The sequence below is a fragment of the Streptococcus azizii genome (genome assembly GCF_001984715.1).
Taxonomy (GTDB): Bacteria; Bacillota; Bacilli; order Lactobacillales; family Streptococcaceae; genus Streptococcus; species Streptococcus azizii.
On sequence record NZ_MSPR01000011.1, the window covers coordinates 24,562 to 49,702 of the forward strand.

Here is a 25,141-nt window from a genome sequence, read left to right on the forward strand (position 1 = left end):
ACAAAATAGGAAATACGACGAGTGAAAAGCTCCAGTGGAGGTTTTCAGCCTATTCCCTAGCTTTTCTGCTTCTTGGCTCAAACTTCTGTGGTCACTTTCGTGTTTCAATCTCATCTGTAATTGGCTAAAGCCAAAACAGCTGCCTATCTTTTTTGCACAGCTCGTAGTCTGAGTTCAATTCCCCGAGACTCTTGACCAAGTATCCTTTGGATTTTTAAAGAGTATTAGCCAAGTCAGAGCGAGTGTCTTACCCCTAGTCCAGTTTGTAGATTTCTTGTCTAAATGTGGGAATAGAAACAAACAAGTCGATGCCATCAAAGCGCTAATTATGGTATAATAACAGGAGAAGGAGGGTCCTGTGCATTTTTTTACTAACTATCTAGCTCAATTTGATGTAGAGGCGATACTCATGGCCTTAGTGAGCAAGTTGTTATCGCTTGTTTTGTTAGCTATTGTTTTCTATATTCTCAAAAAAATGGTTCCCCTTTCCATCAGAAAAATGTTTCTTTCTCCCCTTCGGGGATCGACCCAGGATATTGGGAGACAAAAGACGCTGGTTCGCCTTTTGGAAAGTGGCTTGAACTACGTCTTGTATTTTCTTTTGCTGTATTCGGTCTTGACCATTCTGGGGCTTCCGGTCTCTAGCCTTTTGGCAGGAGCTGGAATTGCTGGGGTTGCTATCGGGATGGGGGCGCAGGGTTTCTTATCTGATTTGGTCAATGGTTTTTTCATCCTTCTAGAACGCCAGTTTGATGTAGGAGAGGTCGTTGGCTTGACCAATGGGGTCATTAAGATAAAAGGTACTATTGTTAGCGTAGGGATTCGGACAACCCAGGTGCGTGATGCAGATGGAACCCTTCATTTTATTCCGAATCGGAACATTCTTGTTGTCAGCAATCAATCGCGGGGAGACATACGGGTGCAGATTGATCTGCCACTGAGCCTAACAGCTGATTTGGCCAAGGTTGAAGAAGTGATAGAGGCCATCAACCAGAAAGAAGCGAGTAGTTGGTCTGCCATTAAGGGGGTAAAAATAATTGGTCCACAGACGCTTGAAAATGGACAATTTGTCTATCGGGTGCAATTCTTTGTAGTCAATGGTCAGCAAAGTAGTATCTACCAGCGGTTTTACACCCTTTATCAAGAGGCCTTGCTCTCAGCCGGCATTGACCTAACAAACCAGTAGCAAAGGAGAAATCATGTTTCCAAAAGAATTCATTATTGAAGATGGTCACATCTATTATCGGAAAAAACCATTCTACAAACAGCCCTTATTTTGGACAAGCCTTGCAGGCTTTACGGTGGCTTTTATCTTGGGGCTGTTACTCTTCTTAACAGTCCTAGGATTGGCGGGTTCGTCTTATGCTTCTAGTTATGTGCAGGAGAGCTACGATGGCCTAGTGTCAGATCCATTTATGGAAAAAGAAATCGGTCAAGAGGTCGAATTGTCAAGTGGATTACGGTTGACTGTCCAATCCATGGAGTTAGACTCCAAGATAGAACTGGACGATTCGGATTATCATCAAGCGATGGTTATAACAGTTGAGGTGAAAAATCCAACGGAAGAGCGTTTGTATTTTGATGAGCAAGACAGTCTCTTATTTGGAACGCAAGATAGCGATGAAATTGAATCGGTCTATATTTTGGACAATCGAACCTATGATGGCGCTTTTAAAAAGAAAATCAATCCGGGAGAAACAGTCGAATATACCCTAATTTACGGAGTGGATGGCGCCTCCACCTATCGCTTGATGTATGAGGGAAATGTGTGGGATTTTCAGCGGGGAGAAAAATTGTAAGCAATGACATCATGGTTTTCTTCCCTTCCTTTCTGCCATTCATAGAGAACCGTTCGTTACATATTATAGTCTTTTAGTTTACTTTTAGTATTTAGACGAGTGAAAAGCTCCACAGGAGCTTTTCGCTCAGCAAGTGTATACTCAACGAGTGAGCAAACAAGTTGGGAATCAGGGGTATCTTCTCTGATTCCCTATTTTTGTCGGAGCTATCGTAGACGATAGCTGTCTTGCTGCTATGCCTGTCTTTTGAAGGATTGACACTCCCAATGCTAATTTCATTATAATCGAAGGCGAAGGTAGTTGAAATAAGAAAAAGATACAAAGGACGTGTAAAAAGCGACTGAAAAATAGGAGGCTGCCGCAGTGTTCGATGAACACAAGAAAGCCTATCTTTTTTCCGAGGTTTTAGGCTGAACTCAATTACACAAGATGTGAGGACGTTAAAAGGTCTAAGTGAAAATAGGAATTCTGACGCAGAGTCTAGAGACTCTAGAAAGAATTATCTTTTTCACACAGACCTTAGTCCGAACTCAATTACAAGATACAAAACCTGAGAAAAGCTCAAAATGTACCTTAATATAGAAGAAACTCTCCACTGGATAGTTTCTTCTATATCTATAAGTGAACATCGTTCACAACGGCTACAGCAAAATAGGAACTTTGATTAAGTATCCTTTTGAGTTTTAAAGAGTATTACAATGGAGAATTGGAAATACGGATATAGACAAAAAGATGATGTCATGTGGATGGTTGAAGAGTATAAAGTAGGGTGAGGGGATGTTACTGGGGTTTGAAGAGACTGGCGCAGAATGACTAAAAAAGACCAATCCACTGTATCTACAGGAACTGGTCAGATGTTTTATAGTCATTTTCTACCATTTGTCAAGCCTTTCAAGGTATTTGACAAAAAATATTTTGAGTTCAGTAGTCAAAATAAGGAAATTATTTTATTTTGGATTAAAGTTTAGTATAAAAAGTGTATACAAAACGAACACCTTATTTTGTAATTTTTTTGATAAGGTGTTACAATAATATGGCATAAACAATTTTACTGATTTTGGGTTGAAATATAATCGTAAAGTTTGTTATGCGTTATGAGGTAATACATTGTCCGGATGAGACGATGTATGGAGGCAATCGTGTGTGGCTTAGTTGAAGTCGTTTGCGATTGTCTTTTTCGTTTCTCATAAAAGTCTGCGATATGGCAAGGATTGGTGTGACTGGCTGAAGCGATATTGTGAATACACTTAAACAGAATCTTTCTAGCATAGGGATTCCCACGTTTGGTAATGTGTTCCTTCGCTAGAAAATTCCCAGATTCATAGTGTCTCAGGTCAATGCCGATAAAGGCGTTGATTTGATTGGCAGACTGAAAACGGCGAATATCTCCAAGTTCGCCAATAATACTTGTTGCAGTAGTCTCAGCGATACCAGGAATAGAAAGTAGAATGTCATATTCTGGTAAGGGTTGAGCTAGTTCCACCATTTCGTCTAAGACTGCTTGTCTCTGTTCAAAAAGTCTAAGCAATTCGTTTGCATAGTAACGGACCTCTTCCAGTATTGGAGAGGTTTTCTTGACGGCACAATAAGAGTGATTAGCTAGTGCTGTAAGCTTCTCGGCTAAGTATGCCACACGTTTGTCAGAAATCCGTTTTGAGGTGGACAGACGGATGCTCTCTGAGAGTTCATCCTTGCTTAAATGAAGCACGAAGTCCTTGCAAGGAAAGGCTATGACCAAGTTCCAGTATTGTTCACCAGTTGGCGTTGATAAAAGAGTCTCCAATTCTGGGAAAGTGACCTGCAAGACCTTGTGTAGGCGGTTTTTAGCTCGAACGATGTCCTCAGTTAAGTTCTGATAGAATCGGCTGAAATCTCGCAGATCTTGATAGACTTCTTCTTGGACATATGTCGGTTTACGATTCAGTACAAACTGAGATTGAGCCAGTTTTTCAGCGTCAATTTGATCTGTTTTCCGCACACGCAAGCTATCCAGTTGCTTCTTGGCTTCTAAGGGATTGAGTCGCGTATAAGCGTAGCCGTGTTCATCCAGAAAAGCTTGAAGACGGCGGGAGTAGACGCCTGTTGCTTCAAAGATGATTTCTGGCTTATGGACGGTTCTCAAATCGCCAAGTAGCCGAGAAAAGCCAATGGCATCATTGGACATCGTGTAGCTATGAACCTTCTCACCGTTGACTAGAATGGCCACTTCTGAACTTACCTTACTCACATCAATCCCGAAAACTGCACGCATGATAGTACCTCTTTGTCTTGAATGATTCCTTGTTTTAGTGATGTCATTTTCAATACTCGACGTCTGGCGTCCCACATACTTTGATAACATTCTTCCTAAAACAGGTGTCTTGCCAGTTTAGTTTACGACGTCTAGCGTCAAAGGACTCTACGACTTAACAAGACACTTCTACTTTATCATCTCGAGAATGAAAAAAGTAGTGAGTACTCTCTCCCGTCGGAGATTTCCTCACTACTAATCTTAGTATGTTTAGTTTATACCTAAAAGTAGCCACAGCTGTAATTGACTAAATCTGAAACAGCTGCGTCTCTTTTATTACTTCGATGAGTGAAAAGCTCCAGTGGAGGTTTTCAGCCTACCACCTTTTATCAAAAAAGTGGTCGTTAGAAACTCCGTTTCCCTATTTCCAACCTTGCCCACTTCGCTCTCAAATTTCTAGGCTCAGGCTGAAACAGTTCACCGAACTGTTTCACTCTCCCAGACTAGTGGAGCAAGTACTAAAAGTGAACTAAAAGACTATACTGGGTATACTATATATTACACTAAGCCTTGTGCAATCATGGTATCTGCGATTTGCTCAAAAGCAGCGATGTTGGCACCAGCAAGATAGTCCTTGCCAAGATGATATTTCTCTGCTGTTTCTTTGGCAGTATTAAAGATATTGGCCATAATATCTTTCAAGCGGCTATCTACTTCTTCAGCAGTCCAGGAGAGGCGAAGGCTGTTTTGGCTCATCTCAAGTGCAGATACAGCAACACCTCCAGCATTGGCTGCCTTGGCTAGTCCGTAAAGGACATCATTTTCTTGGTAAGTATGAATAGCCTCCAAATTAGATGGCATATTTGCCCCTTCAGCAACACAGTAGACACCGTTTTTCACTAGGCGTCGAGCCGCCTCGCCGTCAATCTCGTTTTGAGTAGCGCATGGAAGGGCGATATCGGCTTTTCCATCATAGGACCAGACAGAACCTTCGTAGTAAGTAGCCGTTGCTTTTTCGGCCGCATATTCTGTCAGACGAGCGCGGCGGTTGTTTTTGATGTCGCAAAGGAGATCAAAGTCAATTCCTGTTTCATCGATGATATAACCGTTTGAATCAGATACGGAAATGACTCTGGCACCGAGTTCCGTTGCCTTTTGGACAGCAAACTGTGCGACATTTCCAGATCCAGATACGAGGACGGTTTGGTCCTTAAAGGATTTGCCATTTGCTTGAAGCATGTTGTCAGTGAAGTAGACAAGACCGTAACCGGTCGCTTCTGGACGAATCAAGCTCCCTCCGAATCCAAGAGGTTTACCAGTCAAGACTCCAGCATCAAATTGACGGAGACGTTTGTATTGACCGTACATGTAGCCAATTTCCCGTCCTCCTACACCGATGTCACCAGCTGGGACATCAAGAGATGGTCCGATGTGTTTTTGAAGCTCTGTCATGAAACTTTGGCAGAAGCGCATGATTTCAGCATCCGTCTTGCCCTTAGGATCGAAGTCAGAACCTCCCTTACCGCCACCGATCGGTAGGCCAGTCAAGACGTTTTTGAAGATTTGCTCAAAACCAAGGAATTTTAAGATGGACTGGTTGACAGTCGGATGGAAACGAAGTCCACCTTTATAAGGACCGACGGCTGAGTTAAACTGGACGCGGTAACCACGGTTGACCTGAACCTTTCCTTCTTTATCTGTCCAAGGGACACGGAAGCTAATGATGCGCTCAGGCTCAACGATACGGGCCAAGATATTTTCGCTAATGTATTCTGGATGTGCGTCAATAACAGGTTCAAGTGTGTTGAATAGTTCTTCAACAGCCTGTAAAAACTCTGTTTCATGTGGATTGCGTGCTTTCACAGCTTCAAATGATTGTTGGATATATTCTTTTGCAGTTGTCATAAAATTGTATCACCTTTTCTAATGGGAGTGTTGCTCATAGGCTTCGCCCCTTTGGCTGTTCCTATTTCAACAGGGCAGCTGGTCAGAGGTTGCCTTTTACGAGCATAGATTGAATATTAAATTTTCAGACAATTTAATATTTACGCTTGCTATTATAGCACCAAGTGCTGGAAATGTAAAGTGAAAAATAAATGATTTTTACAAATTTTTGTGAGAATTTCGTTGAGCTGAGTCAACAGGGGCAGATGTTGGTGTTTGACGAGTATGAACTACTGTTTTAGGACTTTTTATGATACAATGGACGAAAGAAAGATTTTGGAGGATCGTATGCCTATGCCATCAACTATGACACAGATTGCAGGTGTTCGTTTTGAAAACTGCTTGATGAATGCGGCGGGTGTTGCCTGCATGACCATTGCAGAGCTAGAGGAGGTAAAAACCTCATACGCAGGAACCTTTGTGACCAAGACGGCGACCTTAGAAGCCCGCGCTGGCAACCCAGAGCCACGCTATCAGAATGTAGCGCTTGGTTCTATCAATTCGATGGGCTTGCCAAATCAAGGTCTCGACTACTATCTGGACTATCTCTTGGAGTTGCAGCAGAAAGAACCTAGCCAAACCTTCTTTTTATCACTTGTCGGTCTGTCTCAGAAAGAAACGCATACCATTTTGAAAAAGGTTGAAGCGAGTGATTTCAAAGGCTTCACTGAGTTGAACCTGTCCTGTCCAAATGTTCCAGGGAAACCTCAAATCGCCTATGATTTTGAGACGACAGAAATGATTTTAAAAGAGGTGTTTAGCTACTTTACTAAGTCTTTGGGAATCAAGTTACCACCGTATTTTGACATGGTGCATTTTGATCAGGCAGCAGCGATTTTCAATCAATTTCCGCTTGCCTTTGTCAACTGTGTCAATTCGATTGGAAATGGCCTCTATATTGAGGATGAATCAGTGGTCATCCGTCCTAAAAATGGCTTTGGTGGAATTGGTGGAGCCTATATCAAGCCGACAGCTCTGGCAAATGTTCATGCCTTCTACCAGCGTTTGAAGCCAGAGATTCAAATTATCGGAACAGGAGGTGTCTTGACAGGGCGTGATGTGTTTGAGCATATTCTTTGCGGAGCCAGCATGGTCCAGGTGGGAACCACTCTCCATAAAGAAGGGGTGGGCGCCTTTGAACGTCTCACCAAAGAGCTACAAGCGATTATGGCAGAAAAAGGCTATGACAGTCTGGATGATTTCCGTGGGAAATTGCAGTATCTCTAATAGAAAGAGCAGGTGAAAATCAATGGATTTTCACCTGCTTTTCATAAAACTAGCCTAGCTTTTTTGGGAAGAATAGCGTATACTGGAAGAAAGAAGGAGGATTGTGGAATGAAGAGACGACAGGATCGTATCGGGAAACGCAGGCGTCATCAACGCAAGAAGTGGATGGCTAGTGCTTTTTTATGGCTAGCAGTGATAGCTGGAATAGCAGGGGCTGTCTATGGAGGAAGCATTCTCTGGACTCGCCTTTCATCTGATAAGATGGCAGGGTCTTCTAGTAGCAGCCAAGCAGTAGTGGAAAAATCCATAGCACAGGAGCAAACCGTTCAGACGGCACGAGTGATGGCTCACGGAGATTTGCTCTATCATGATGTCATCTACTGGAGCGCGCAACAACCGGATGGCAGCTACGATTTTACAGAGAATTTCACCTATGTCAAACCCTGGATTGAGCAGGCAGACTTAGCGATAGCCGACTTTGAGGGAACGATTTCAGCGGACTATCCCTTGGCGGGGTATCCTCTGTTTAATGCACCAGCATCGGTTGCGAATGCTATTCAGCAGGCCGGCTATGATGTGGTGGATTTAGCCCATAACCATATTCTGGATTCGCAGCTGGCAGGATTGATCTCAACGGTTGATACCTTTAGACAGGTGGGGATCGATACAGTAGGGGTGTATCGTGATGGCAATCGTGGGACAGCACCTCTTTATATCAAAGAAGTCAACGGGATTAGGATAGCGGTTCTTGCCTATACCTATGGCTTTAATGGAATGGAGGGAAATCTTTCCCAGGAAGAATATGATAACTACCTGTCTGACTTAAATCTGGAACGGATGAAATCAGAAATCGCGCGGGCAGAAGTAGAGGCAGATATTACGGTTGTCATGCCCCGGATGGGGGTTGAGTACCAGCTAGAGCCGACCGAGGAGCAGAGGACCCTCTACCGCCAAATGGTGGAGTGGGGAGCAGACCTCATTTTCGGAGGGCATCCTCATGTGGCAGAACCGACGGAAATCATTGAAAAAGATGGGGAACGCAAGCTCATTGTCTATTCAATGGGAAATTTCCTATCCAATCAGCGTATCGAGACCATGGAAGGAGTCTCCAATGCCCAATGGACTGAGCGTGGGGTTCTGATGGATGTGACGATTGAAAAGAAAGATGGTAAGACGCGGATTCAGACTGCTAAAGCGCATCCGACTTGGGTCAACCGTGTTGCAAAAGAAGGGACAGAGCTGTTTACCTATCAGACCTTTGTGTTAGAGGACTTTATCGAGGGTGGACCCCATCGTGGTCAACTAGACGAGGAGACCAAGAATCGGATAGATACTGCCTATCAAGAGATGAAGGATTTTATGGGCTTGAATTGGTAGTCTAAGGATACAAAGGGTGAAAAATGATGATAAAAGCAGTCGTAACAGATATGGATGGAACCTTTTTAGATGATACTGGCAGATTTAATCGCAAGCGGTTTGAGCAGGTTCTAGTACAGCTAGAAGCAAGGAACATTCCTTTTATCGTAGCGAGTGGCAATCAGTTAGAGCGGTTGTTGGACTTATTCGCAGGTTTTGAGCATCGCATCTTATTTTTGGCAGAAAATGGTGGGCTTTTCTATTACAGGGGAGAGATGCTGTTTCGCAAGGTCTTGGAGTCTAGTGTCATCGAAAAATTAGTTGACCATTATAAGGACCAGGTAGAGGACTATTGTTTGATGGTTTCAAGCGATACGACCATCTACATTGATGAGCGTTCTCCGCAGCCTTTTTCTGAGACAGGTTTAGCCATCACAGAAGTACAATTACAGGCCTTTTGGGATAAGATTGTACGCCTCAAGGACTTGCGGGATGTGCTTGAGGACAAGACGATTATCCATGCGGGTTTTTGGGTGAAAGAAGAGTTGGTCGATAGGCTTGTGGCAGACTGTAATCAGATCTTTGGTGGAGAGGTGCTTGCCGTGACCAGTGGCTATGGTTCGGTGAGTATTTTACCGAAAGGGATACATAAGGCCTGGGGGTTGGAGCAGATTTTGGAACCGTTAGGAATTAAAGCCGGTGACGTTCTTGCTTTTGGTGATAGTGATAATGACCTGGAATTATTATCATATGCAGGGCATTCCTATGCCATGGACAATGCGACCGCTCGGGTAAAGGCAGTAGCCAAACATATTGCTCCATCGCATGTGGACCAAGGAGTTCTTACAGTGATAGAAGAGTATCTAGAAGGAGAAGCAGATGCAACAACCAAGGATTAAACTAATCGCTTTTGATATGGATGGAACTTTTTTAGATTCGCAAAATGACTATGATCGCGAGCGCTTTGCACATGTTTGGCGTCAGTTGCAGGAGCGAGGCATTCGGGTCGTAGCGATTTCGGGCAACCAGTACCAGCAGATTCGCTCGTTTTTCCCAGATATTCATGACCAGATGACTATTGTGTCAGAAGTAGGGTCTGTCATTGTAGAAAATGGCCAACGGATTGCGGAGTACCATTTTGAGTCAGAAACGGTGGAGGATTTGATCGGCTTATTGGCGCGAAAAAATCTTTTACACCGTTGCTCCATTAGTGGCTTAAAAGCCCTCTATTTTGCCCAAAGTGCGCCAGAAGATTTCAAACAGTTGATCACCAAGCACAACTATGAGTGGCAGGAAATTGACGATTTGAGGAGGCTACCAGATGATGCCTTTACCATTTTGACCTTGGATGTGCCAGAGATGGATATACAGGCCCTAGTGGCAGAGCTAAATGAAAGGGGAAAGGGGAAGGCGCGTGCGGTGTCCAGTGGTTTTAACTTTATTGATATTGTACAGCCAACCGTCAATAAAGGTGTTGCCCTTGACTTTCTCGCTAAACGCTGGCAAATAGAGCCTTCTGAGATGATGGCTTTCGGTGACAGCGACAATGATTTGGAGATGTTGCTGTATGCAGACCACTCCTATGCGATGGCCGGTAGTCCTAAGAGTGTTTGTCAGGCAGCAAGATTCCAGGCGCCATCCAATGATGTGTCGGGTGTGTTGCAGGTGATTGAAGAAGTGGTCTTATCTTGATGGGATAAGACCTTTTTTGAGAGCCGACTAATTGGTGTTGGCGTTCTTACCCATGGGTGGAATATATACTGGATGCAAGAGAAAAGCACGATAGGGGACTACCGTGTCTTTATTGTTTCTGAGCCAGAAGCTAGCTAGATAGTTTAATACTCTTTAAAAATCAAAAGGATACGTTGGCAAGAGTCTCGGTGAATTGTAACTGAGTTCAGCCTAAAACTTCGGAAAAAAGATAGGCTTTCTTGTGTTCATCGAACACTGCGGCAGCCTCCTATTTTTCATTCGGTTTTTTGACGGCTTCACATCTTAACTGAACACGCCCTAAACTCTGTGTGAAAAAGATAAATACTCCTAGGAACTCCAGTTTCTTCGTCGTCGTTTCCTAGTCTACTCTTGATTTTTATTGAGTGTTAGTTAGCGAGAGGAGTAAGCTCTAAATTGAGACTGTCTGCCACGATGAAAATGCCTGAAATACTAATGTTTCAGGCATTCAGAAGACTTGAGATATTGAACTCAAATCTCAGATATAGGATTCTCTAGATTTTTTAATACCTTATGGTATGGTATTTTTTTAATAAGCTAAAACGATGCGTTTATAAATAGATATGAATTGCATATATGAGATTTACTTCAAATATTGTTTTCTTCATTTTACTTTATGAAAACAAGGGCTTTTTTTAATGGTTATACTATATGACAATGAACGACGGTAAAGTTTGCATTTACATAGGGGAAAATTAAAATAGTAGGGCATTTAATAGTGATAGAAATTTTTATCATAGTAAAGCCCTTTTTAGCTTTGTCATGTTATTTTTATCAAAAAAGTCCCTACCTAATAAACTGGATATAGGATTTTGAACTTAATAATGTTAATCCAGTGGGAAATTTCAAACGATGCAGTCTAATCCTAGCCTTGTTTGGAACTGGCCTTGGAATCGCTCTTTTATTTCTAGGCTCGGGTTGAAAAAGTCAGTGTTTTACCTCGCTTTTTCATTTTTAGGCTCGGGTTGACAAAGTCTACTAGACTTTGTCAATTACCTACACTGCTGAATTGTTTCATGCCGTGTTTAAAGAGGGAGTAGTTAATCGTAAAGATGATGAGGACTACGAGGGGGAGGAGGAGTCCAATGGTGCTGAGATTGAGGAAGTGTAGGGCTGGGAAGTAGGAGGTGAAGGCATAAGGAAAGACAAAGGTTAGTAAGATTTGAATAGCAATCGGGTAGATTTTAAGGGGATATTGAGCCATTTGGTTGAGGGAAAAGATTCCTACAGTAATAGGAAAGGAATCAACAATCCAAAAGGCAAGGGCAGTTGGTCCTAGCTGGATTGCTGCATAGAGCAGACCGATACAGATACAGCTGAGAGCAAATAACAGTAGTTCTATCAGGTTCCAATGAAGATGTAGCATCTGATAGGCTTTGGACGTCGCTATAATCCCGATTAGGGTCGTGCCAATTCCCTGTAGTTGAATCCGTTCTGAAATTAATTGAAAGAGGGGGTTGACAGGTAAAATCAGCAACCGTTCAAACTCTCCTTCACGGATGTAACGGCTACCAAACATCCATAGATTATCGAAGAAAATCAAATGAATCGACCGCCCGATGGTGGACATCCCGTAGATAAATAGCATTTGCCCGTAAGAAAATCCTGCAATTTCTTTGATATTGCCAAAGAGGACGTTGAGGAAAATGAGATAGACTAGCTGTTCTATGAGAGAGGACAGGAGTCCGATAAAGAAGTCCATGCGGTAGGACATAGCAGCAATCAAAAAGGATTTGATATTGTAATAATAGAGGGTTGCGTATCGTTTCATCTTATCCTATCCTCCAAAAATAACCAGGCGTTTCTTTGCTTCCTGCCAAAGGAAGTACATCAATCCTGCTAGGATAGGTACCCAGATAAGCTGTAGCCAAAAGAGATTGGTATCCACCTCTTTTCCCAAGAGGATATTGATGGGAAAATTGACTGCAAAGCTGTAGGGTAGAAAGCTGAGAACTTTTGCAATAGGAGCAGGATAAAAACTCAAGGGCAAGAGTACACCTGCTGATAGGTTGAAAATTCCCTCCCGCAAGATAAGGAGTCCCCATGTGTTGACGGTGTAAAAGGAGAGTAATCCAAAACCAAGATCCATCAGTTGAACCATAAACATACCAAGGAGACTGGTCAGCAGAAAGAGTCCCCAGGTCTTGGCATCAGGCAGGTAGAAGTTGGGATGAGCTAGAGGAATGATGATTAGGACCAGCAGGAATTTTACGGCTTCAATAATCTTTAGACCAATATCATTAAAGAAGAGAGCGGTAATGGGGGAGTAGGGCAGGAGCAGCTCGCCTGTGATATTTCCCCGTATAATGGAGCTGGCTAAATCACGTCCAATACCAAAACTATTGAGATTATTCAGAAGGTTAGCGAAGATGATATAGGTGGTAAAGGTGGTGAGGTCATAGCCGTTCACCTCGGATTGGGCAGCGAAAATAGTTTGCCAGACAAAGAGAGAAACCAGTATTTTTACCAGCATTGAGACAAGTGTTGCGATAAAAAAGGACTTGTATTGCAACTGCAGAATGATCATCTGCCGGGTAACATGCAAATATTTAGTCATGGAGTCCCTCCTCGTAAATGCGTTTGACAATCTGTTCGATCGTGACTTCTTTTATGGTCACATCCTCAATCGGATATTGGGCAAAAGCAAGCTGGATAATCTGAGCATTATTGAGGTGTTCGGTTTGGTAGTGAATCTCAAAATGATGCGAATCGAGCTGCTTCCATTCGAGGTGGGGAGCTGTCAGAGGAGCTTCGATAGCAGTGTGTGTGGTGAAGGCAATGGTCTTCACCTTGGAAAAATTCTCTTTCAAATGCTCCAAACCTCCATCATAGACCTTTTTCCCCTTATCAATGATAACAATTCGCTCGCAGAGGCTCTCGATGTCTTGCATATCGTGAGAAGTGATGAGGAAGGTGGTCTGATACTCCTGATTCATGGTACGGATAAATTGACGAATCAGCTCCTTAACACTGGCATCTAGTCCAATAGTAGGCTCGTCTAAAAAGACAACGGCAGGTTGGTGGAGAAAAATGGCAGCAAATTCGCATTTGACCCGCTGACCGAGAGAAAGGTTACGAACAGGTTGGTTGAGAATACTGTCCAATTCCAAGAGTGCTGTCAGATGTTTGAGGCGTTCCTGATAAAGAGAATCGGGGACGTCATAAATCTTTGCATGGAGAAAGAAGGATTCGATAACAGGAATGTCCCATCGGAGGTGGGATTTTTGACCAAATAAGACACCGATTTGTCGATTGACAGCAGTTCGAGCTTTTGATGGTTCTAGGCCGTTGATCAAGACCTGGCCCTCATCGGGATAAAGAACCCCTGTCAGCATTTTAATGGTTGTTGATTTGCCACTCCCGTTGGAGCCAATATAACCGATGATTTCTCCTTTTTGAACAGAGAGAGAAATATCTTTGACTGCTGCAATATAGCGTTTTTTGGGGTGGAAAAAAGACTGGATTGACCCGAGCAAGCCAGCTTTCTTATCCACAAGAGCGTAGGTTTTTGATAGGTGATGTGCTTCGATCATAAGGACTCCAAGATAAAAAAATAACAAAGGAAAACGTTTGCAAAAATTATTGTAGCACTTTGCTGTCAGAAAAACAAGCGATATTTGGCTAGTTTTTGATTTTCAAAGCGTTTTTTTCAAAGAGTATCACACTGCTATCAAGGCAATAGCTTCAGGACTAGGGCGGTCATCTCAGTCGGGGATTCGGTTTTTCCCTTGTTAATCCAGGTTTGGACAATGCCAAAGAAGGCATGGGCGAAGTAGACACTGCTGTAGTCTTTTTCTATCTCGGACAAGGAATCATGATTGATGCGGTCTGTCAGGTCATTGTTGATGAAAAGACGGACCTTATTGATGAGGAAGGCCTGGATTTCCTGACTACCATTATGGGTGAGGAGGGCAGATAGGAGTTGTTCGCGCGAGAGAAGGACGAAGATTTCAAGGAGAACCTCTTTTCTGTCCCGCTCATGCTGGGTGAAGATTTCTTCTATCTCGATAAATAGGGCTTCTTGGTAGGCTTCGATCAGCTGGTATTTGTCCCGATAGTGGGTATAGAAGCTGGAGCGACTGATACCGGCTGTCTGGGCGAGGTGGGTGGCAGTAATCTCATTAAACTGTTGGTGCTGTAAGCAGGTCACCATGGCTTCTAAGATAGCTTTTTTGGTTTCTTCGCGTCGTGTGTCAGTTCCCATCAAATCTCCTTTTATACATTTTTGGACAATATGTCTAAAAATAATTTTTAATACTTGATTTTGCTTTCTAGCTTTGTATAATATACTATATCACATTTTGGACAGACTGTCTAATAACTGTGTAGCATCCTAGCTGATAGTTAAAGAAAATGACTATATCACGGTTATTCGTCTTTCTGATTGCATTGGGAGAGTACGCTATAAAATCAACATCTGAATAGGCAGGGCAACCGAACTAAGAAATGAAACAGTGAGGGAGAGCTTGTCACATATGATGGCGATTTCCTATTGTTCATTCGGTTTTTTAACGGCTTCACCTCTTGTGTAATTGAGTTCAGCCTAAAACCTCGGAAAAAAGATAGGCTTTCTTGTGTTCATCAAACACTGCGGCAGCCTCCTATTTTTCATTCGGTTTTTTGACGGCTTCACATCTTGTGTGGCGACAGTGGTGGTTGATTGCTGATGAGTGTAAAGTAGGAAAACTGGATAGGTATTGCGAGATAGAGTATAAAGGAGAATATCATGTTAGAACAAATAAAGTATGTCTTAAAAAAACCAAGCCTATGGGTTGTGATGGTGGGGGTTGCCTGCATTCCAGCCCTCTATAATCTGAGCTTTTTAACCTCTATGTGGGATCCGTATGGAAATGTCAAAAACTTACCTGTTGCAGTCGTTGATGAGGATCGTTCCTCTGAATTTCAGGGGAAGGCTTTGAAGATTGGACAAGATATGGTGCAGTCTATGAAAGAAAGTGATAGCCTTGACTTCCACTTTGTCTCAAGCAAAGAGGCGAAAAAAGGCTTGGAGGCGGGTGACTATTACATGGTGGTCACCTTGCCAACTGACCTATCACAAAAAGCAGCTACCCTTCTGACAGACAAGCCGGAGAAATTGAAGATTGAATATCAGACATCAAAGGGGCATAGTTTTGTCGCTGCCAAAATGGGGGAATCAGCCATGAATAAACTCCAAGCATCCGTGTCTGAGACCCTCACCCAAACCTATACGAGGGCAGTCTTTTCTAGTATGTCACAATTACAAGACGGTCTGGGGCAAGCGGCAGATGGAGCTGGTCAACTCGATCAAGGGAGTCAGGCTCTCGCAACTGGTGGTCAGACTTTGACAGATGGTCTAGGGGTACTGTCAATCTCCACCAAAGCTCTATCAGATGGGGCCTCTCAGCTCCAGTCAGGGCTTGTTCGTTATACGGACGGCGTAGCCCAAGCCACAATGGGAGGAACGGGGCTTGTAAATGGTTTGTTATCCTATACGAATGGCGTAGAGAGTCTGGCTGGAGGAGCTAGTCAACTGGAGGACAAGTCTGCAGACTTGCTTGCAGGAGTCAAGCAACTACAGGCTGGTCAAGACCGGCTTCAAGACTTGGTTGATGGCGCGAATCGAATCAGTGACAGCTTGTCACAATTAGTCGTAGCAACAGAGTCATCAAAAGAGCAGGAGGAACGATTAACTAGTTTGCTCCAAGGTCTGTCTAGTTTACAGACAGGAGTGAACGATTTGAATACGCAGGTGTCAACTATGACCATTCCAAGTCTTGACACAGGTGCTGTTGCCACCAGCATGCAGACAGTCGCGACACAAGCTCAGGCTGTGATTGCCTCTAGTCAAGCGGATAAGGCAGCTAGTATAGCAGCCCTTCAAGCAACATCGGCCTATCAAGGAATGGCTGCTAGCCAACAAGCAGAATTAGTGGCGGCTATTGAGGCAGCTCCATCTACGACGGAGACACAAGCTCAGGCGATATTGCAAGAACTGGCTAACATGCAAACCAACCTTGTAGCTTTGGGAGGGGCAGGTGAGCTGACAAGTCAAGTGGCAGCTGTGAAGGCAGGAGTCCAACAATTAGCAGATGGTGCGAATCAAGCCCTGCCCGGCGCAACACAAGCTATTACAGAGTTGTCAGGTGGCCTCCACCAAGTAAATGGCCATCTCTCTCAATTAGCTTCCGGCAGTCAGAGTCTAGCAGGTGGAGTAGGACAGCTCCAGTCTGCCTTAGTGGGTGGTAGCGACCGTCTTGTTCAAGGTGTGACGCTCTATACAGATGCAGTTGCTCAGTTAAGCAATGGAGCCAACCAACTGGCGGAAAACAATACCAAGGTCATGGCAGGTGCGGACCAACTATCCTTAGGTCTTGCGACCTTAAATAGTAACTCTGCCCCTCTTGTAACAGGTGTAGGGCGCTTAGCGGATGGTTCTAGCCAACTGCAGGCAGGTGCAGACCAGTTGCAAAATGGTAGTCGAGAACTGGTTGGTGGAGTTGATAAGCTCCAGATGGGAACGGAACACTTGGCAACCTCCTTGAGTCAAGCCCATGAGCAATTATCGTTGGTTGCTGTGGAGCGTCAAAATGCAGATGCGGTATCCAACCCCCTTGTGCTATCTCACCAAGATACGGACAAGGTTCCAACCAATGGAGTAGGTATGGCTCCCTATATGGTGTCTGTTGCCTTGATGGTGGCAGCGCTGTCAACCAATGTCATTTTTGCTAAGCGCCTTGATGGAAAAGAATACACCTCACGTTCAGAATGGGCAGTGAATAAGTTGGCAATCAATGGCACGATTGCTACACTGGCTAGTGTGATTTTGTATGGGGTGCTTTGTTTGATTGGTATTGTTCCAAGCCATCCTTTCTCAACCTTTGCTCTCATTCTTCTTGCGGCTTGGACTTTCATGGCCTTGGTCACAGCTCTGATTGGCTGGAATCATCATTTGGGTTCTTTTGGGGCCTTGGTTCTTTTATTGCTACAACTGGGTTCAAGTGCAGGAACCTATCCGATTGAGTTGAGCCCGAACTTTTTCCAACGGGTGCAACCCTATTTGCCGATGACTTATACAGTATCAGGGCTTCGTCAGACCATATCTATGGGAAATCAGATCCATCATCAAGTCATCATATTGCTGCTGTTTCTTGCTGGCTTTATGGTCACAGGTTTCCTTATTTTCCGACCAGTTCGATCATATACGAAGAAAAGATAAGAAAATCCCCAAATGAGAGTATGACACTCAGCAGTCTAAATAATCTGAGTTCATACACCTTATAGGATAAACATAAAAGACAGTCGAAATTAGACTGTCTTTTATGTTTATCAATTTGCTATAGTTTATTGTGGCAATGGGCACAACGCTCTGCATGGTCACTCGTTTTTCGACCACAAATAGGACATTCAATAGTTGCTTTGATTAAAATTTCTTTTGATTTTATCATAACTTACCACCATCCGTTTTTCTTTTGACAAGTTCCGAAAGAGCTACATTTATGGTTTGATAGGTTATAATATATAGCTTCTTTACAATATTCACACTTGTTGCCTACTCCACGGTCTTTTTCGCAAGCGCACACCCATTCATTAGGATTACCCATAATAATAACCTCTATCTTTCTATTTTATTGAGCGGAATACCGCATAATCCGTTCAGCAATCATGTCACGGCGCTTAATGCTTTCTGACATTTTTACCATTTCGACATTTGAGCCATATAGAAATTTAGAAAAGGCTGAATTTCCAAGGGCTACCAACAAAACTTGTCGTTTATCGCCTAAATCATCGACATAAACTTGTACTGCATACACTCTAGATGAGAACATTCCTGCTTTGTTACTTATAACAATTTGTATATCCGCTGAGTCGTCAAATTGAGCTAAAGCTCCGCTGTTACTCGTGAGGTGTTCTGGTGTGGTCTTCCATTCGCTACAAATTTCATGAAGAGTCGCACCAATAGCCTCAACTGATAGGTTAGTTGATAAGGAGGTCGGTTCTTCTTTAAGACCTACGATTTTACCCTTAATCGCAAATAAAACGACAACTCCTATCACAAGAAAAATTACTATTTCCACACATTTCTCCTTTCTGTATAAACCGCCTATCTGATAGATAAGCACCTAAAAGACAACTTAAAACTCCTTCCTGCTTTCTTCAAGATCCCTGCTACAATAGGGTTTGAGCGTGTTTTAGTTAACGGTCGTTAACTAAAACAATGAAAAATCAAAAAATGCCGACTTGGCAAGGCTTCAAAAAACCCGTCAAATCAGCATTTCTAATATTTTTTATTGATAACTTTGATTGTTTTAACAAACGACCGTCTGCTAAAACATTTTTACGAGTTTACTTTACTATTTTTTCTAGATTTTGTCAACAATTTTTGGGTTAATTTTTCTGTTTGTTTGGATATTGTTACGCTTCAGGACACTATAAATGGTAGCGGTGGAAATCTGGAGCTGGTTGGCGATGTCTCGAACGGTCAGTTCTTCTTCCAGATAACTTATAATAACTTGCTTTTCTTTCGATTTTGATATGCCTTTATTTCCCAACTGAACACCGCGTTCTCTGGCTTTACGCAGTCCGTCTTTGGTGCGTGCCGAAATAGCTTGAAGCTCCCACTCTGCCACATAGCCCAACATGAGGCAGAAGAACTTGCCTGTTAGCGAATCCGTTTCGATTTGTTCGTGAATGGATTGAAGGCGAATGTTGTAGCTGGTTAGCTCCGATATAATAGCAGACAGGTGGAGCATTTTTCTGGTTAGGCGGTCTAGCTTATACACCACAAAACTGGTTTCTATGCCACCTTCCGCACACTCTTTAGCGAGTTTGAGAGCTTTTTGAAGTTGCGGTCGCTCTTGCTTGCCGCCCGATTCTTTTTCGATATAGAGTTTGTCGCAGAAGTTCAGGGCTTCTTTTTGGACTTCCAAGCCCAATTCTTGGCGGTTGTCTGTTGAACTAACACGGGTGTAGCCGATGGTGATGCTTCCTTGGTTTTGCTGTTGCTTGATGGTTTTCTTCACATTTTCCTCCTTGCTTTACTATTGTAGCAGGGGTATTTTATTGGGAAATTCTAATTATTGTACTGCGCACTGCGCCATGTTTATTATTTTAATAAAGAATATCTGGCACCGGTAAAGCTAGAAATAAAAGAACAGCATATCATTACTATCCTTTTATTTCTAGCCGTAAGGTTTTATACTTTCCTAATAATTATTTTAATAGGTTTGTATATATCGTCCTTGTGGGGATTTTCTTATGCTGTTTTTTCTTCAACCCGCACGGTCATGGTCTGGGTGTCTACACGTACTCTTGCTCCGATGGTCATAGTAAAGAGGGGCTGTGTGTGTGCAAAATCCATGTCGTAAATGACGGGAATAGTCTTTAGTACAGGATATTTGTCTAGGATATAGAGTAGGAGTTCTTCATTCATCCCACATTCTTTGGGAAAGCGACCAATGAGAACGGCTTTTGGTTCAGGATAGGCTTGGAGAAGGGCGGCCAGCGTCCGGTCAAAGTCATAGTAATCCTCTTCTTCAGCTTCCTCTAAAAAGAAAAGGTAGTCTGTTTCTTGTGGTGCATAGGGGGTACCACGCAGGAGCGAGAAGGTCGATAAATTACCACCCAGAGCGACTGCTTCGGCTTGTCCGTGGTTATAGACCTTCCATTCGGTCTTGTGAAAGGTCATCTCTGCATCAGGTAGATACCAGGCATTACTCCCCCATTTCTGGCTCGGGATCAAATCATAGGATGTCTGGGTCAAGGCCCTTAGCCAACTTTGGGTTTGGTAGTCTTGGAGACTTGTCATTTTAAAGCTAGAATAGGCAGGTCCCATATAGGTTTTTAGCCCTGTCTTAGCATAGATGGCATTGAGGAGAGCGGTGGTGTCTGAATAGCCACAAATGAGTTTGGGATGTGTTTTTATCAGGTCGTAATCCAGATAAGGGAGGAGTTCATTACAGTTAAAGCCACCGATAGTCGTTAGAATCAGGTCTACGCGTTCATCTAAAAAGGCTTCGTGTAGGTCTGCTACGCGGCTTTCGATGGACGCAGAGCCGAGCAAATCATGTTCATTGTAGTGTCTTGAAAATGAGAGGTGAAAACCGAGATGTTCCAAACGCTCTTTGGCAGCAAGATTGGCATCGAAACCACCGATGTGTTCAATCGATGATGATGGACTGAGGATACGGATGTGGGCATTTGGGTTAAGTTTTTTCATAGATGAACCTCCGATTGGTATCGTTTTATTATACGCTTTTATAGATTGGAATGCAAAGTTGTAAAGAGAGAATCTGTGGAATAGCTATGAATAGCTATGAAGAGTAGTTTTAGATTGAATATTTCCTATAGAACATGATAAAATAGAGTAACTATTTTTGATATAGAAGAGTGATTTGAGATGAAAAAGCATCAAACGGTATACCAGTTTGTGGGGCAGACCCTACTGTACTTTGTAATTTTTCTAGCCCTACTGTACTTTTTTTCCTACCTTGGACAAGGACAAGGTGGCTTTATTTATAATGAATTTTAGAGATGGATGGTGATGCAAGTGATGATGAAAGACATGATAGAAGTAATTGAGCAACATGCAGCGACTCAGCCAGACTTCCCTGTTTACAATATACTGGGGGAGGTACATACTTATCGTGATTTGAAGGAAGATTCAGATAGTCTGGCAGCAAAGATCGACAGCCTAGGCTTGCCTGTAAACTCTCCAGTTCTCGTCTTTGGTGGGCAGGAGTATGAAATGCTTGCTACCTTTGTGGCCTTGACCAAGTCGGGTCATGCCTATATACCGGTTGATAGCCACTCAGCTTTGGAGCGGGTGTCTGCTATTTTAGAAGTGGCAGAGCCTAGCTTGATTATCGGGATTGCAGATTTTCCTTTGGACGTCCCCTCTCCTAAGCTAGGACTTGCTGATGTTCAGGAGATTTTTGCCCGAAAGACGGGCTATGTTCGGACTCATTCAGTTAAGGGAGAGGAGAACTATTACATCATCTTTACCTCTGGTACGACAGGTAAACCAAAGGGAGTGCAAATTTCCCATGATAATTTACTTAGCTTTACCAACTGGATGATTCAGGATGAAGAATTTGCCATTCCCCGCCGTCCCCAGATGTTGGCCCAGCCTCCCTATTCTTTTGACTTATCCGTCATGTACTGGGCGCCAACCCTAGCCTTAGGCGGAACCCTGTTTGCTCTACCAAGTAGTCTGGCGCAGGACTTTAAGAAATTATTTGCAACCATTTTGAACTTGCCGATAGCTATTTGGACTTCGACGCCGTCTTTTGCTGACTTGGCCATGTTGTCCGAGGAGTTTAATGCTAAGAATATGCCGCATATCACACACTTCTACTTTGATGGAGAGGAGTTGACTGTCAAAACGGCTCAAAAGCTCCGTGAGCGCTTTCCGCAGGCACGAATAATCAATGCATACGGACCGACAGAAGCAACGGTTGCTCTTTCAGCGGTAGCAGTGACAGATGAGATGCTACAGACGCTCAAACGTCTGCCGATAGGCTATCCCAAAGATGATTCACCGACCTTTATTCTGGATGAAAATGGGAATAAACTGCCAGTTGGTCAGCAGGGGGAAATTATCGTATCGGGTCCTGCTGTATCAAAGGGCTACCTCAATAATCCAGAAAAAACAGCTGAATCTTTCTTTGAATTTGAGGGATTACCAGCCTATCATACAGGTGATGTGGGAACAATGACCGAGGACGGGCTGCTGTTATACGGAGGTCGCTTGGACTTCCAGATCAAGTTTAATGGCTACCGCATTGAACTAGAAGATGTTTCTCAAAATCTGAATAAGTCGCAATATATCAAGTCAGCAGTTGCTGTCCCGCGCTACAACAAGGACCACAAGGTGCAAAATCTCTTAGCCTACATCGTCTTAAAAGAGGGAGTGCGTGAGCAGTTTGAGCGTGACATTGACCTAACCAAGGCCATCAAGGAAGAGTTGAGGGACATCATGATGTCCTACATGATGCCATCTAAATTCCTCTACTGTGAGAGTTTACCCTTGACACCAAATGGCAAGATTGATATCAAGGGGTTAATCAATGAGGTAAACAATCGATGATAGATTTTCTCAAGCAAGTTCCACATTTGGAGCCCTACGGGGAACCCCTGTATTTTGTCTATCTTATCATAGCGGTTCTCCCCATCTTTGTCGGTCTCTTTTTTAAAAAGCGTTTTGCCTGGTATGAAGGAATAGTGAGCCTATCTTTTATTATCTTTATGCTGACAGGTGATAGTCCCGCCCAACTGGTGGCTCTCTTCTTTTATGTCACCTGGCAGACTAGCTGGGTCTTTAGTTACAAGTGGTATCGGGCGAAAAAGGACAACAAATGGATGTTCTATCTTCATATTTTGCTCGCTATCTGGCCCCTAGCGATGGTGAAGGTCATGCCAGCAATCTCGGGGCATCAATCGCTCTTTGGTTTTCTAGGAATCTCTTATCTGACCTTTCGTTCAGTCGGAATGATGATTGAGATGCGAGACGGGGTTTTAAAAGAGTTCAACCTTTGGCAATTTTGGCGTTTTCTACTCTTTATGCCGACCTTCTCAGGAGGCCCAATCGACCGTTTCCGTCGGTTTGAGGAGAATTATAGTAAGATTCCAGAGCCTGATGAGCTGCTGGATATGCTAGAAGTGGCTGTGCGTTACATTATGCTAGGATTCTTGTATAAATTCATCCTAGCCCACATTTTTGGCTCAATGATTCTACCCCCGCTCAAGCAATACGCTCTATCACAAGGTGGTTGGTTCAATCTACCAACCTTAGGGGTTATGTATGCTTTTGGTCTCGACCTATTCTTTGACTTTGCTGGCTACTCTATGTTTGCTCTTGCCATTTCTCAGCTTATGGGGATTGAGAGTCCACGAAATTTTGACAAACCTTTTTTGTCGCGTGACCTCAAAGAGTTCTGGAATCGCTGGCATATCAGCCTATCATTCTGGTTCCGTGATTTTGTCTTTATGCGTTTGGTGATGGTACTGATGCGCAATAAGGTTTTTAAAAGTCGTAATACAACGTCAAGTGTGGCCTACTTGCTCAATATGCTTCTCATGGGCTTGTGGCATGGCGTCACTTGGTATTATATTGCTTACGGTCTCTTTCACGGGCTTGGCTTGGTAATCAATGATGCTTGGATTCGCAAGAAAAAAACACTCAATAAGGAACGAAAAAAAGCAGGGCTTGCCCCCTTGCCTGACAATGGTTTTATGCGAGCTCTCGGAATGGTCGTGACCTTTCATGTTGTGATGCTGTCATTTTTGATCTTTTCCGGATTTTTAAATGACCTGTGGTTCAAGAAATAAAAAGGAGTTTTTAATGGATATTAAGACAGAGGTAATTGAAATAATTGATGAATTGTTCATGGAAGATGTGTCAGATATGATGGACGAAGACCTATTTGATGCAGGTGTTTTGGACAGTATGGGAACGGTGGAGTTAATTGTTGAAATCGAATCACGTTTTGACATCCGTGTACCTGTATCTGAGTTTGGGCGCGATGATTGGAATACAGCCAATAAAATTATCGAAGGGATTACGGAGTTGAGAAATGCTTAAACGTCTGTGGCTGATTTTAGGGCCAGTCTTTTGTGCAGGTGTATTGGTTCTCCTCTTACTCGTGTTTTATCCCACCACCCTTCATCATGATGTTGAGATGGAAAAACGCTCTGCGGTGACATTGACAGCCAGTAGTTTTAAGGGACGGATGCCAAAAGTCCAAGCGCTGACAGATCCCAACCATCGTTTTGTTCCTTTCTTTGGTTCGAGCGAGTGGCTACGCTTTGATAGTATGCATCCATCTGTTCTGGCAGAGAAATATGACCGCTCTTACCGTCCCTATTTGCTAGGGCAACGTGGAGCAGCCTCTCTCAACCAGTATTTTGGCATGCAGCAGATGTTGCCTGAATTGGAAAATAACACAGCTGTCTATGTCGTCTCTCCCCAGTGGTTTACCAAGAAGGGCTATGATTCGAGTGCCTTTCAGCAATATTTTAATAGTGATCAGTTAACGAGCTTTTTGACCCAACAGGTAGGAGATGAGGCTGCTTGTCATGCGGCAGAGCGACTCTTGCAACTCTATCCCAATGTTAGTCTGGCAGATAGTGTCAAGAAAGTAGCGGCTGGCACAGAGTTATCCGCTTCGGAAGTGCAGCTATTGGAGTTGATGGCGAGGATTAACAAGCGGCAGGATATTTTCTTTAGTAGCCTGATTCCGAGTTATAACGCTCATTATGACCGCCGTGTCCTACCAAAGTTGGAGCAGCTGCCAGAGGAATTTTCCTATGAAGCTCTGGAAAAAATTGCTGTCCAAGAAGCCAAAGAACACACCAAAACCAATGATTTAGGGATAGATGATCGCTTTTATAAGAAACGCTTGAAATCAAAGATAGGGGAATTAAAGGGAGTTCAGAAAAATCTATCCTATATCAAGTCCCCTGAATACAATGATTTGCAGCTGGTTCTTACTCAATTTGCCAAATCAAAGACCAATGTCCTCTTTGTCATTCCTCCGGTGAATGAGAAGTGGATGGCCTATACGGGGCTGCGCGAGGACATGTACCAGCAGACTGTTGAAAAGATTACCTATCAACTGAAAAGCCAAGGTTTTACCAATATTGCCGATTTTTCAAAAGATGGAGGCAAACCCTATTTCATGCAGGATACCATTCATATGGGCTGGCTCGGCTGGCTCGCATTTGACAAGGTGGTGGATCCCTTTGTCGCAAATCCCAAGCCTGCTCCAGAATACCAGCTAAACCCCGCCTTTTTCAGTAAAGAGTGGGCCGATTATGAGGGGGATGTGAAGAATTTTTCATTGGATAAATAATAAGGAACGAACATCTTGTTTTC

21 protein-coding genes are annotated in these 25,141 nt (G+C 43.4%); 12 read left to right on the forward strand and 9 right to left on the reverse strand.

Annotated features, from left to right (window positions below):
- Positions 1 to 409 precede the first annotated feature (409 nt).
- Together BVE84_RS06380 and BVE84_RS06385 are read left to right on the forward strand one after the other, a co-directional pair.
- Positions 410 to 1,186, forward strand: coding sequence for a mechanosensitive ion channel family protein (locus BVE84_RS06380; RefSeq protein ID WP_083708262.1), 777 nt, complete (start codon positions 410 to 412; stop codon positions 1,184 to 1,186).
- A 13-nt stretch (positions 1,187 to 1,199) separates the two neighbouring features.
- The gene (locus tag BVE84_RS06385) at positions 1,200 to 1,799 is read left to right on the forward strand and encodes a DUF4352 domain-containing protein (protein ID WP_076996232.1); all 600 of its coding nucleotides are present in this window, start codon (positions 1,200 to 1,202) and stop codon (positions 1,797 to 1,799) included.
- A gap of 1,048 nt (positions 1,800 to 2,847) precedes the next feature.
- Here BVE84_RS06385 and BVE84_RS06390 read toward each other — a convergent pair.
- The gene (locus BVE84_RS06390; protein WP_076996233.1) at positions 2,848 to 4,050 is read right to left on the reverse strand and encodes an IS110 family RNA-guided transposase; all 1,203 of its coding nucleotides are present in this window, start codon (positions 4,048 to 4,050) and stop codon (positions 2,848 to 2,850) included.
- A gap of 537 nt (positions 4,051 to 4,587) precedes the next feature.
- A complete protein-coding gene (gene gdhA, locus BVE84_RS06395; RefSeq protein ID WP_076996234.1) occupies positions 4,588 to 5,934 on the reverse strand; it encodes an NADP-specific glutamate dehydrogenase in 1,347 nt (448 codons plus the stop codon).
- 333 nt (positions 5,935 to 6,267) lie between these two features.
- On the opposite strand from gdhA, the gene BVE84_RS06400 reads away from it, so the two are divergent.
- The 4 genes from BVE84_RS06400 to BVE84_RS06415 all read left to right on the forward strand — a co-directional run bounded on the left by BVE84_RS06400 (position 6,268) and on the right by BVE84_RS06415 (position 10,248).
- The gene (locus tag BVE84_RS06400; RefSeq protein ID WP_076996277.1) at positions 6,268 to 7,200 is read left to right on the forward strand and encodes a dihydroorotate oxidase; all 933 of its coding nucleotides are present in this window, start codon (positions 6,268 to 6,270) and stop codon (positions 7,198 to 7,200) included.
- Between the two features lie 108 nt (positions 7,201 to 7,308).
- Positions 7,309 to 8,577 (forward strand): CapA family protein, encoded by a 1,269-nt coding sequence (locus BVE84_RS06405; protein WP_076996235.1) that lies wholly within the window; start codon positions 7,309 to 7,311, stop codon positions 8,575 to 8,577.
- Positions 8,578 to 8,600: 23 nt separating this feature from the next.
- A complete protein-coding gene (locus BVE84_RS06410; RefSeq protein WP_076996236.1) occupies positions 8,601 to 9,455 on the forward strand; it encodes a Cof-type HAD-IIB family hydrolase in 855 nt (284 codons plus the stop codon).
- Complete coding sequence (locus BVE84_RS06415) at positions 9,436 to 10,248, forward strand: Cof-type HAD-IIB family hydrolase (protein WP_076996237.1); 813 nt, start codon at positions 9,436 to 9,438, stop codon at positions 10,246 to 10,248. Before BVE84_RS06410 ends, BVE84_RS06415 begins: the two co-directional genes overlap by 20 nt.
- A gap of 1,027 nt (positions 10,249 to 11,275) precedes the next feature.
- Here BVE84_RS06415 and BVE84_RS06420 read toward each other — a convergent pair.
- From BVE84_RS06420 to BVE84_RS06435, 4 genes are all read right to left on the reverse strand, one after another.
- Positions 11,276 to 12,058 carry an ABC transporter permease gene (locus BVE84_RS06420; protein WP_076996238.1) on the reverse strand — a complete coding sequence of 261 codons (783 nt, stop codon included), beginning with the start codon at positions 12,056 to 12,058 and terminating at the stop codon, positions 11,276 to 11,278.
- Between the two features lie 6 nt (positions 12,059 to 12,064).
- On the reverse strand, positions 12,065 to 12,844 hold the full coding sequence (locus BVE84_RS06425; protein WP_076996239.1) for an ABC transporter permease: 780 nt from the start codon (positions 12,842 to 12,844) through the stop codon (positions 12,065 to 12,067).
- Positions 12,837 to 13,820: an ABC transporter ATP-binding protein gene (locus BVE84_RS06430; protein ID WP_076996240.1), complete on the reverse strand. Its 984-nt coding sequence runs from the start codon at positions 13,818 to 13,820 to the stop codon at positions 12,837 to 12,839. The genes BVE84_RS06425 and BVE84_RS06430 overlap by 8 nt, the downstream gene beginning before the upstream one ends.
- Positions 13,821 to 13,957: 137 nt before the next feature.
- Complete coding sequence (locus BVE84_RS06435) at positions 13,958 to 14,491, reverse strand: TetR/AcrR family transcriptional regulator (protein WP_076996241.1); 534 nt, start codon at positions 14,489 to 14,491, stop codon at positions 13,958 to 13,960.
- Positions 14,492 to 15,013: 522 nt separating this feature from the next.
- Here BVE84_RS06435 and BVE84_RS06440 point away from each other — a divergent pair.
- Positions 15,014 to 17,485 (forward strand): YhgE/Pip domain-containing protein, encoded by a 2,472-nt coding sequence (locus tag BVE84_RS06440; RefSeq protein ID WP_076996242.1) that lies wholly within the window; start codon positions 15,014 to 15,016, stop codon positions 17,483 to 17,485.
- Between the two features lie 409 nt (positions 17,486 to 17,894).
- Here BVE84_RS06440 and BVE84_RS06445 read toward each other — a convergent pair whose 3' ends face one another.
- The 3 genes from BVE84_RS06445 to BVE84_RS06455 all read right to left on the reverse strand — a co-directional run bounded on the left by BVE84_RS06445 (position 17,895) and on the right by BVE84_RS06455 (position 20,485).
- On the reverse strand, positions 17,895 to 18,344 hold the full coding sequence (locus BVE84_RS06445; RefSeq protein ID WP_228062214.1) for a hypothetical protein: 450 nt from the start codon (positions 18,342 to 18,344) through the stop codon (positions 17,895 to 17,897).
- A 285-nt stretch (positions 18,345 to 18,629) separates the two neighbouring features.
- Positions 18,630 to 19,289 (reverse strand): recombinase family protein, encoded by a 660-nt coding sequence (locus BVE84_RS06450; RefSeq protein ID WP_076996243.1) that lies wholly within the window; start codon positions 19,287 to 19,289, stop codon positions 18,630 to 18,632.
- Positions 19,290 to 19,522: 233 nt separating this feature from the next.
- Positions 19,523 to 20,485, reverse strand: a complete 963-nt coding sequence (locus tag BVE84_RS06455; RefSeq protein WP_076996244.1) for a S66 family peptidase — start codon at positions 20,483 to 20,485, stop codon at positions 19,523 to 19,525.
- Between the two features lie 180 nt (positions 20,486 to 20,665).
- On the opposite strand from BVE84_RS06455, the gene BVE84_RS06460 reads away from it, so the two are divergent.
- From BVE84_RS06460 to dltD, 5 genes are read left to right on the forward strand one after another with little or no spacing between them, the layout of a single operon-like run.
- Positions 20,666 to 20,797, forward strand: coding sequence for a teichoic acid D-Ala incorporation-associated protein DltX (locus BVE84_RS06460; RefSeq protein ID WP_076996245.1), 132 nt, complete (start codon positions 20,666 to 20,668; stop codon positions 20,795 to 20,797).
- Positions 20,798 to 20,809: 12 nt separating this feature from the next.
- The gene (dltA, locus tag BVE84_RS06465; protein ID WP_076996279.1) at positions 20,810 to 22,354 is read left to right on the forward strand and encodes a D-alanine--poly(phosphoribitol) ligase subunit DltA; all 1,545 of its coding nucleotides are present in this window, start codon (positions 20,810 to 20,812) and stop codon (positions 22,352 to 22,354) included.
- On the forward strand, positions 22,351 to 23,595 hold the full coding sequence (dltB, locus tag BVE84_RS06470) for a D-alanyl-lipoteichoic acid biosynthesis protein DltB (protein WP_076996246.1): 1,245 nt from the start codon (positions 22,351 to 22,353) through the stop codon (positions 23,593 to 23,595). The genes dltA and dltB overlap by 4 nt, the downstream gene beginning before the upstream one ends.
- Before the next feature lie 13 nt (positions 23,596 to 23,608).
- Complete coding sequence (gene dltC / locus BVE84_RS06475; protein ID WP_076996247.1) at positions 23,609 to 23,848, forward strand: D-alanine--poly(phosphoribitol) ligase subunit DltC; 240 nt, start codon at positions 23,609 to 23,611, stop codon at positions 23,846 to 23,848.
- Positions 23,841 to 25,118: a D-alanyl-lipoteichoic acid biosynthesis protein DltD gene (gene dltD / locus BVE84_RS06480; protein ID WP_076996248.1), complete on the forward strand. Its 1,278-nt coding sequence runs from the start codon at positions 23,841 to 23,843 to the stop codon at positions 25,116 to 25,118. The genes dltC and dltD overlap by 8 nt, the downstream gene beginning before the upstream one ends.
- Positions 25,119 to 25,141: the final 23 nt, after the last annotated feature.

Excerpts from the sequence above, each read along its gene's own strand:
- BVE84_RS06380 (WP_083708262.1), top strand. The coding sequence starts at position 410 with ATGGCCTTAGTGAGCAAGTTGTTATCGCTTGTTTTGTTAGCTATTGTT.
- BVE84_RS06385 (WP_076996232.1), top strand. The coding sequence starts at position 1,200 with ATGTTTCCAAAAGAATTCATTATTGAAGATGGTCACATCTATTATCGG.
- BVE84_RS06390 (WP_076996233.1), bottom strand. The coding sequence starts at position 4,050 with ATGCGTGCAGTTTTCGGGATTGATGTGAGTAAGGTAAGTTCAGAAGTG.
- gdhA (WP_076996234.1), bottom strand. The coding sequence starts at position 5,934 with ATGACAACTGCAAAAGAATATATCCAACAATCATTTGAAGCTGTGAAA.
- BVE84_RS06400 (WP_076996277.1), top strand. The coding sequence starts at position 6,268 with ATGCCATCAACTATGACACAGATTGCAGGTGTTCGTTTTGAAAACTGC.
- BVE84_RS06405 (WP_076996235.1), top strand. The coding sequence starts at position 7,309 with ATGAAGAGACGACAGGATCGTATCGGGAAACGCAGGCGTCATCAACGC.
- BVE84_RS06410 (WP_076996236.1), top strand. The coding sequence starts at position 8,601 with ATGATGATAAAAGCAGTCGTAACAGATATGGATGGAACCTTTTTAGAT.
- BVE84_RS06415 (WP_076996237.1), top strand. The coding sequence starts at position 9,436 with ATGCAACAACCAAGGATTAAACTAATCGCTTTTGATATGGATGGAACT.
- BVE84_RS06420 (WP_076996238.1), bottom strand. The coding sequence starts at position 12,058 with ATGAAACGATACGCAACCCTCTATTATTACAATATCAAATCCTTTTTG.
- BVE84_RS06425 (WP_076996239.1), bottom strand. The coding sequence starts at position 12,844 with ATGACTAAATATTTGCATGTTACCCGGCAGATGATCATTCTGCAGTTG.
- BVE84_RS06430 (WP_076996240.1), bottom strand. The coding sequence starts at position 13,820 with ATGATCGAAGCACATCACCTATCAAAAACCTACGCTCTTGTGGATAAG.
- BVE84_RS06435 (WP_076996241.1), bottom strand. The coding sequence starts at position 14,491 with ATGGGAACTGACACACGACGCGAAGAAACCAAAAAAGCTATCTTAGAA.
- BVE84_RS06440 (WP_076996242.1), top strand. The coding sequence starts at position 15,014 with ATGTTAGAACAAATAAAGTATGTCTTAAAAAAACCAAGCCTATGGGTT.
- BVE84_RS06455 (WP_076996244.1), bottom strand. The coding sequence starts at position 20,485 with ATGAAAAAACTTAACCCAAATGCCCACATCCGTATCCTCAGTCCATCA.
- BVE84_RS06460 (WP_076996245.1), top strand. The coding sequence starts at position 20,666 with ATGAAAAAGCATCAAACGGTATACCAGTTTGTGGGGCAGACCCTACTG.
- dltA (WP_076996279.1), top strand. The coding sequence starts at position 20,810 with ATGCAAGTGATGATGAAAGACATGATAGAAGTAATTGAGCAACATGCA.
- dltB (WP_076996246.1), top strand. The coding sequence starts at position 22,351 with ATGATAGATTTTCTCAAGCAAGTTCCACATTTGGAGCCCTACGGGGAA.
- dltC (WP_076996247.1), top strand. The coding sequence starts at position 23,609 with ATGGATATTAAGACAGAGGTAATTGAAATAATTGATGAATTGTTCATG.
- dltD (WP_076996248.1), top strand. The coding sequence starts at position 23,841 with ATGCTTAAACGTCTGTGGCTGATTTTAGGGCCAGTCTTTTGTGCAGGT.